The organism is Bradyrhizobium sp., assembly GCF_049512235.1.
In the GTDB taxonomy this organism is placed as follows: Bacteria; Pseudomonadota; Alphaproteobacteria; order Rhizobiales; family Xanthobacteraceae; genus Bradyrhizobium.
Window position 1 is genome coordinate 1 of record NZ_JBEKXH010000571.1, and the last position, 6632, is coordinate 6632.

A 6632-nucleotide genomic window follows, 5' to 3' on the forward strand; every position below is an offset into this window, starting at 1 on the left:
TTCAACTTCAAGCGTATTCCGGGTCTTCATGATCACCTGCCCGCCGTCCCTCGGCTGGATGCCGGCGAGGACGACGCGCAGCCGCACGCGCGCGCCTGCTGGCACCGGCGCCAGAAAGCGAACTTTATCGATGCCGTAATTCAGACCCGCGGCGGCGTCCCTGGGGATGACTCCGACCTGCATGGACAGCGGAGCCACCATTGCAAGCATCAGATAGCCGTGCGCGACGGGACCGCGAAACGGACTTTCACGCTTTGCTCGTTCGACATCGACGTGGATCCATTGATGATCGCCGGTGCACGACGCGAACGCATCGATACGCGCCTGATCTATCGCAACCCAATCCGAGATGCCGAGTTCCTGTCCAATTTGTCGGCCCAAATCGGCAAGGGAGAGATTGCTCATGTTCGCTTCCTGATGGGTTCGCAGAGCAAAGACCTGCTGCTACATGTCGTCGTACTGCTCGCGCAGCGCCTTCTTGTTGATCTTGCCGACACTCGTTTTGGGAATGCTGGCAATGAAGAGGATCTTTTCGGGAATTCCGTATTTGGAAATGATGCCCTGGTCCGCAAACACTTTGAGGTGCTTCTTTACTGCCACGTCCGTCACTTGCTCCGAGCCGGTCGGCTTCTTGACGACCAACGCGAGTGGGCGCTCCCCCCACCGGTCGTCCTTCACGCCGATGACCGCCGCCTCCGCCACGCCTGGGCATTGGGTGATCAGATCCTCGATCTGTAACGACGATACCCATTCGCCGCCGGTTTTGATCACGTCCTTGAGGCGGTCGGTGATATGGATGTAGCCGCCGGGGCTGACGAAGGCGATGTCATGGGTGTGCAGATAGCCTCCCGCCCAAAGCTCCTCGGAGCCTTCAGGATTATTGAAGTAGCCCTGCGTCAGCCAGGGCGAACGCAGTACGATCTCTCCGGTCGACTTGCCGTCGTGAGGGACGTCCTTCATGTCCGGGTCGACAATGCGCAGATCGACCAACGGTGCCGCCATCCCCGCCTTGGTCCGAAACTCCACCTCCTGATCCGGATCGCCGCTGAGATCCCTCGACCTGACATGGGCAACGGCCGCAATCGGGCCCGTCTCGGACATGCCGTAGCCGGCAAAGATGTCGATACCGGCGGCGAGTGCCTGCTTGGCAAGTGCTTTCGGCAGCGCCGAGCCCCCGATGACCATCTTCAGGCCCGCCAGATCGGTGTTGGACGCCGCCGCCGCATTCAGCAGCATCTGCAGGATGGTGGGAACACCGTGAGTGAACGTGACGCCTTCGCTCTTGATCAGCTTGACGAGCATCGCCGGTTCATAGCGTCCCGGATAGACCTGCTTGACGCCGGCGAGGGTCGCAGCCCAGGGAAAGCCCCAGGCGTGGACGTGGAACATCGGCGTGATCGGCATGTATACGTCATCACGCGAGAAACGGCCTTGCTGGGTCGCCATGCCAAAGAACGCCAGTTCGCCGAGCGAATGCAGCACCAATTGCCGATGGCTGTAATAGACCCCCTTCGGCAGACCGGTCGTACCGGTCGTGTAGAAGGTCGTCGCTTGCGTGTTCTCGTCGAAATCCGGAAAGTCATAGTCGGGCGAGGCCGCAGCCAAAAGGCTCTCATACTCGCCCGCAAAGGCCAGGCTTCCCGTCTCGGGTGAAGGCCGATCCGACAACACGACCAGCGTCTTCACCTTTGGCAGTCGCGGCTTGAGCCCTTCCACCAATTCAACGAACTCATCATTGACAAGGAGCGTCGAGGCTCCGGCGTGATCAATGGTATAGGCGATTTGCTCAGGTGAGAGTCGGACGTTTACGGTTTGCAGCACCGCCCCCATCATCGGGATCGCAAAGAACGCTTCGAGAAACCTGTTGCTGTCCCAGTCGAGAACACCGACCGTATCGCCGGGCTTCACGCCAAGCTTTTCCAGAGCGGACGCGAGCCGTCCAATGCGCTGTCCGAGCTGCCGGTAGCTAAAGCGCGTTCGATCGCGATAGACGATCTCCTGATCCGGCGACTGCAATAGCGGCGTGTGCCACAACTGCTTCAGGATCAGAGGATACTGATAAGCGGACTTGGCGACCTGAATCAGCCTTCCGACCATGGCGGCCTCCCTCGATCTCGCGTCTCCGACCGACCTACGACGTCCGCACTTCTGATCACGCGGTTCGCCAGATGCCCCGCCTCACGGCGGTGTCCGTTTTCACCGACAGTGACCGGAGCGTCGCGTGACGCCTGGTGTTTGTGAAGATCCGAAACGGACATCGACCGGGTCTAAGTTGGACAGGCTGCCTTCATTTGGGGACGTGGTCTTGAACAGGACTGCTGTTTTCGTGGTTCGCGGGCGTCTGCGTCTGCGACTTCCCCATCCTGCTCTGCACAAGAAACCCAAGGCAGCCTGAAGAGTATCTCCGCACGACGAAGCTCGCGAACGAGGACATCGCTCTCACGCTGGGGTACGGCGACGCTGCAAATTTCCTCCCGGTACGCGCAAGTCGAGAGTGGTCTGCATTTGAGACCGCAATATTAGCCTCGTTGCAGCAGGGATCTCCAAGCGGCGAAGACGACCTCGGTGTTTGATCGCTGATCGATAGAAGCTGTTCCATCGCAGGACTGAGCGGAGACGTTGCCCGTGGGGACACCTGCTGGCGACACTACCGGAGACCGCGGCTTGCCGCACCCGGAGCTTGTGGTTTCCGCGGCCAGAGGTACAATGGCCGTGCTCGACACCAGACCCGCGGACGCCTACATTTCAGCAAACAGAACCTGCGAAATGGGACCTTTACACGCGACAGGACTGCCTTACCAATCGTTTGTCTTCCTGCTCGAGCATCTACTCGCCCGGAACGGCCATCGGGATTGGACGATGCCTGACAACCAGGACATGGAAGCGGCTAACCCTGTCATGAGCTAAGTGGAGTCAGGCATGGACATGCCGACCTCTGGTAAGGATGTTCAAGATCCGTCCGTCGCACCAGGTGACGGACAAGAGAAGAACACGCGCCCCGCGACGCGTGCGCCTTCCATCATCGTCGGTATCGTTGCAGCTGTCGTCCTCGCGCTTTCTGCCTTCTATCTTTTGCGACCGGAACCACTGCTGGTGCAGGGCGAGGTCGATGCAACACGGCTGGATATAGCCGCGCGTGTCGATGGACGGGTCAAGGAAATACCCGTCGAGCGCGGCCAGAACGTTCCTGCGAACGCCGTGCTCGTAAAGATCGATAATCCGGAGACTGTCGCAAAGCTCGAACAAATGAGAACGGCGATGGCTGTTGCCGGGGCACAGCTTGCCAACGTGCTCGTCGGAACCCGGGCCGAGGTCGTCGCCGCTCGGAAGGCGGAGCTGGAGCGCGCGCAGGCGGCCCTGGTGCTCGCTCAGAAGACTTTTGATCGCACTCATACATTGACCGAGCAGGGCAACGCGCCGCAAGCCCGCCTCGACCAAATGACCGATTCGCTGCACGAAAGCGAACGCGCAGTCGATCAGGCCAAGTCGGCCTACGATCAGGCTGTTAATGGCTACACAAAAGAGGAGCGGGCTATTGCCCGGGCCAACGTCGAAAAGGCCAATGCCGATATCCAGAGCGTTCAATCGATCATCGATCAACTCATCGTCTATGCTCCTGTCGCTTCGCAGGTCTACCAGCGCAATGTAGAGCCCGGCGAATATGTATCTCCGGGCGTGCCGCTCATAACGCTGATCGATTTGGCCGATGTCTGGATCCATTTCGATCTTCGCGAGGATCTCGTCAAGAGCCTGAAGGTCGGCGGCGCCGTGTCACGGTCGAGGTCAAGCTTATTGCAACCAAGGGCGAATATGCGAGCTGGCGGGCCACGCGCGCTACCGGCGATTTCGACTTGCGGACGTTTTCGATCCGCGCCTACCCGGTCCAGCCGGTGCCCGAGCTGCGACCGGGAATGAGCGCCTATCTCGACTGGCGGTCACGGCAATGAGGCTGGCGTCAAAGCCAGGATTTCTGCTGGTCGCGCGGCGCGAGTGCCACTGGCTGCTTCGCGATCGTGTGGCGCTGCTTTTGATCTTCGGCGTGCCGCTCTTTGCGTTCGTGGTACTCACGACCGTCTTCAGCCATCCGGTCATCCGGGGACTTGGGGTGACGATCGTCGACGAGGACAAGTCGGACGCATCGCGTGCCCTGGTGGAATATGTCGCGGCGTCTCCGAGCCTGCAAATCGTCGACCGCTCTGGTACGCTGTCCACGGCCGCGCAGGATATACGGTCCGGCAAGGCGATCTCGGCAATCTATGTCCCGCCGGATTTCGAGCGCGACCTGAAAGCCGAACGCCGCCCGCAGGTCGTCGGCTTCTATAACCAGCAGTTCCTGACGGCGGCAGGCATTGCGTCCTCGGGCCTGAGCGATGCGCTATCCGCCGCGGCGGCCGTGGCCGCCCCCGCCAAGCGCGCCGCGCCCGCGCCGGCTTCCATCGGAACGCTGACCGGGGAGACCATCGCGCTGGTCAATCCGCAAAAGAACTATGCGCAGTTCCTGCTGCGCGCACTGCTGCCGACGATCATCCATGTGGTGATCACCCTGGCCGCGGGCTATTCCGTCGGATCCGAATTCCGCCGTCGCGATGCGCGGGCGTGGCTCGAAAGCGCCGGAGGCGATCCGGTCGTCGCGCTGGTGGGCAAGCTCGCGCCACTGTTCGGCATATTCGTCCTGATCATGTTGGCCGAGTCGTTCTTCCTGGAGGGAGTGCTGCAGATCCCCTTCAGGGGAGACGCGCCGTTGATCGTGGCCGCAGGTTCACTCCTGATTGTTGCTCACCTGTCGCTGGGAGCCTTGCTGCAGCTTCTGGTCGGCGACTTGGCGACGGGGCTCGGACTTGCGGGCCTCATTGCCTCTCCTGCATTCGGCTATGCGGGCGTCGGCTTCCCGACGGTCGGTATGAACACGTTTGCGCAAGTCTGGAGCGCTGTCCTGCCGCTGCGCTGGTACATGGCCGTCTTGCTGGGACAAGCGGCGCGGGGATTGCCGGTCTCGGATTCCGCCGTTTCCTTCGCGGTGCTCGCGGGCCTGACAGTGCTTTTCGCCGGGCTCGCCTTGCTGCGCATGGCGAGCCTGACGCGCAAGGGCTGGTTTGAGGCGGGGCGCCCTGAAGAGCAATCCGAAACAGAGGGCGCGCCGCGGGGCATCGGCGGCGCCTTCAAGGCGGAGTGGCGGCGCGTGCTCGGAACGCGGAGCGCTTTCAGTCTGCTGTTCCTGGCTCCCCTGATTTACGGTATTTATTATCCGCAACCCTATCTGAACCAGATCCTTCGCAAGCTACCGATCGCGGTCGTCGATAACGATCTGAGCGATCTCAGCCGCCAGATCGTCGAGACGCTCGACGCAAGCGGAGCATTGAGCGTCGTGGTTCGCGCCCGCACACTTGCCGAAGCGCATGCCGCAATCGATCGCGGCAAGGCTTTTGCCGCCGTCGAAATCCCGCCAGACACCGAGCGCGACGTGCTCAAGGGCATCACCGCTCACATCCCGGTCTACGCGGATGCCACCTACCTGTTCATATTCAGGTCGACCGCAAGCGGCGTCGCCACGGCGGTCGGTGCATTGACGTCCGACCTCGTATCGCGCGGCGCCCGCTCCGATGGTAGCCTTGTCAAGGCGAAATTGGCGAGCCTGAGCCCGGCCGATGTCCTGCTGCAGCCGATCTTCAACCCGGTGGGCGGCTATGCGAGCTACGTCGTCCCGGCGGCGTTCGTGCTGATCCTGCAGCAAACACTTCTGATCGGTGCGGCGATGTTGACCGGTACGGCGCTGGCGAAAGGCGGCGGAGCATTCGCCGGCGTGCTCGGCCGCGGCATCGCCCATCTGACCATTTACCTTCCAGCGCTCGCGCTTTATCTCATCGTACTGCCGCGGTTCTACGGCTTTTCGACGCTCGGTCATCTTCCGCAACTCTTCGCGCTCGCGACCGTCTTTCTGCTTGCGACCAGCTTCATGGGGCAGGCCGTCGGGGCCTGGTTCACGCGGCCGGAAAACGCAACCATCCTCCTCCTCGCGACCAGCCTGCCTCAGTTCTTCACCGCGGGCTTCGCCTGGCCGCGCGAAGCAATCCCAGAGGCGGCCATCGCGCTGGGCCGGACTTTCCCCGCCGACTTCGCGATTGATGGCCTCGTGCGCATCAACCAGCTGGGCGCCAGCATCTGGGAGGTCGCGCATGACTGGCTCGGACTATGGTGTCTTGCGCTGATCTATTTCGCGCTCGCCGTGATCTCGGCGATTGCCGTCAAGAGAGGACAGAGACATGCGCAGGGCTAGGCGTGCCGCCATCGTTGCGATCCCGCTCGTGCTCGTCGCGGGCGTTCTGGTCTACTCCGAGCGACGTTCCGGATCGCCGGTCTCAATCGTTGGCGTCGTGCGGGCGACCGAAGTCAGGGTGGAACCGGAGGTGGACGGCCAACTCGCGTCGATTGCGGTCGAGAAGGGCGCCCATGTGCACGCCGGCGATGTCCTGGCGAGGCTGTCCGCGGTGGAGTTGACGGCACAGGCTGACCAGGCACGGCCTCACGACCCCTGCAGGATCAAACTCAGCTCGAGCTCGCGAAAGCTGACGTAGTTGCTGCGGATCCATTGCGAGGGCCTCCTCGTCGTCCTTGAACTTGGTCACGGATACCAC

At 62.0% G+C, this 6632-nt stretch carries 5 protein-coding genes; 3 read left to right on the forward strand and 2 right to left on the reverse strand.

Features of this window, described 5'->3' with window-relative positions; translation table 11 throughout:
* Both ABSG20_RS31890 and ABSG20_RS31895 read right to left on the reverse strand, forming a co-directional pair.
* Positions 1-405: MaoC family dehydratase (locus ABSG20_RS31890; RefSeq protein WP_423868431.1), on the reverse strand; the 405-nt coding region annotated here is incomplete at its 3' end.
* Positions 406-444: 39 nt separating this feature from the next.
* Positions 445-2097, reverse strand: coding sequence for a fatty acid--CoA ligase (locus ABSG20_RS31895; protein ID WP_423868432.1), 1653 nt, complete (start codon positions 2095-2097; stop codon positions 445-447).
* A gap of 822 nt (positions 2098-2919) precedes the next feature.
* Here ABSG20_RS31895 and ABSG20_RS31900 point away from each other — a divergent pair.
* From ABSG20_RS31900 to ABSG20_RS31910, 3 genes are read left to right on the forward strand one after another with little or no spacing between them, the layout of a single operon-like run.
* The gene (locus tag ABSG20_RS31900; protein ID WP_423868433.1) at positions 2920-3915 is read left to right on the forward strand and encodes an HlyD family secretion protein; all 996 of its coding nucleotides are present in this window, start codon (positions 2920-2922) and stop codon (positions 3913-3915) included.
* A gap of 28 nt (positions 3916-3943) precedes the next feature.
* Complete coding sequence (locus ABSG20_RS31905) at positions 3944-6274, forward strand: ABC transporter permease (RefSeq protein ID WP_423868434.1); 2331 nt, start codon at positions 3944-3946, stop codon at positions 6272-6274.
* Positions 6261-6572, forward strand: a complete 312-nt coding sequence (locus tag ABSG20_RS31910; RefSeq protein WP_423868435.1) for an HlyD family secretion protein — start codon at positions 6261-6263, stop codon at positions 6570-6572. The genes ABSG20_RS31905 and ABSG20_RS31910 overlap by 14 nt, the downstream gene beginning before the upstream one ends.
* The last annotated feature ends 60 nt before the right edge of the window (positions 6573-6632 follow it).

Bases quoted from the DNA above. Each gene is read 5' to 3' on its own strand.
- ABSG20_RS31895 (WP_423868432.1), bottom strand. From the start codon at position 2,097: ATGGTCGGAAGGCTGATTCAGGTCGCCAAGTCCGCTTATCAGTATCCT.
- ABSG20_RS31900 (WP_423868433.1), top strand. From the start codon at position 2,920: ATGGACATGCCGACCTCTGGTAAGGATGTTCAAGATCCGTCCGTCGCA.
- ABSG20_RS31905 (WP_423868434.1), top strand. From the start codon at position 3,944: ATGAGGCTGGCGTCAAAGCCAGGATTTCTGCTGGTCGCGCGGCGCGAG.
- ABSG20_RS31910 (WP_423868435.1), top strand. From the start codon at position 6,261: ATGCGCAGGGCTAGGCGTGCCGCCATCGTTGCGATCCCGCTCGTGCTC.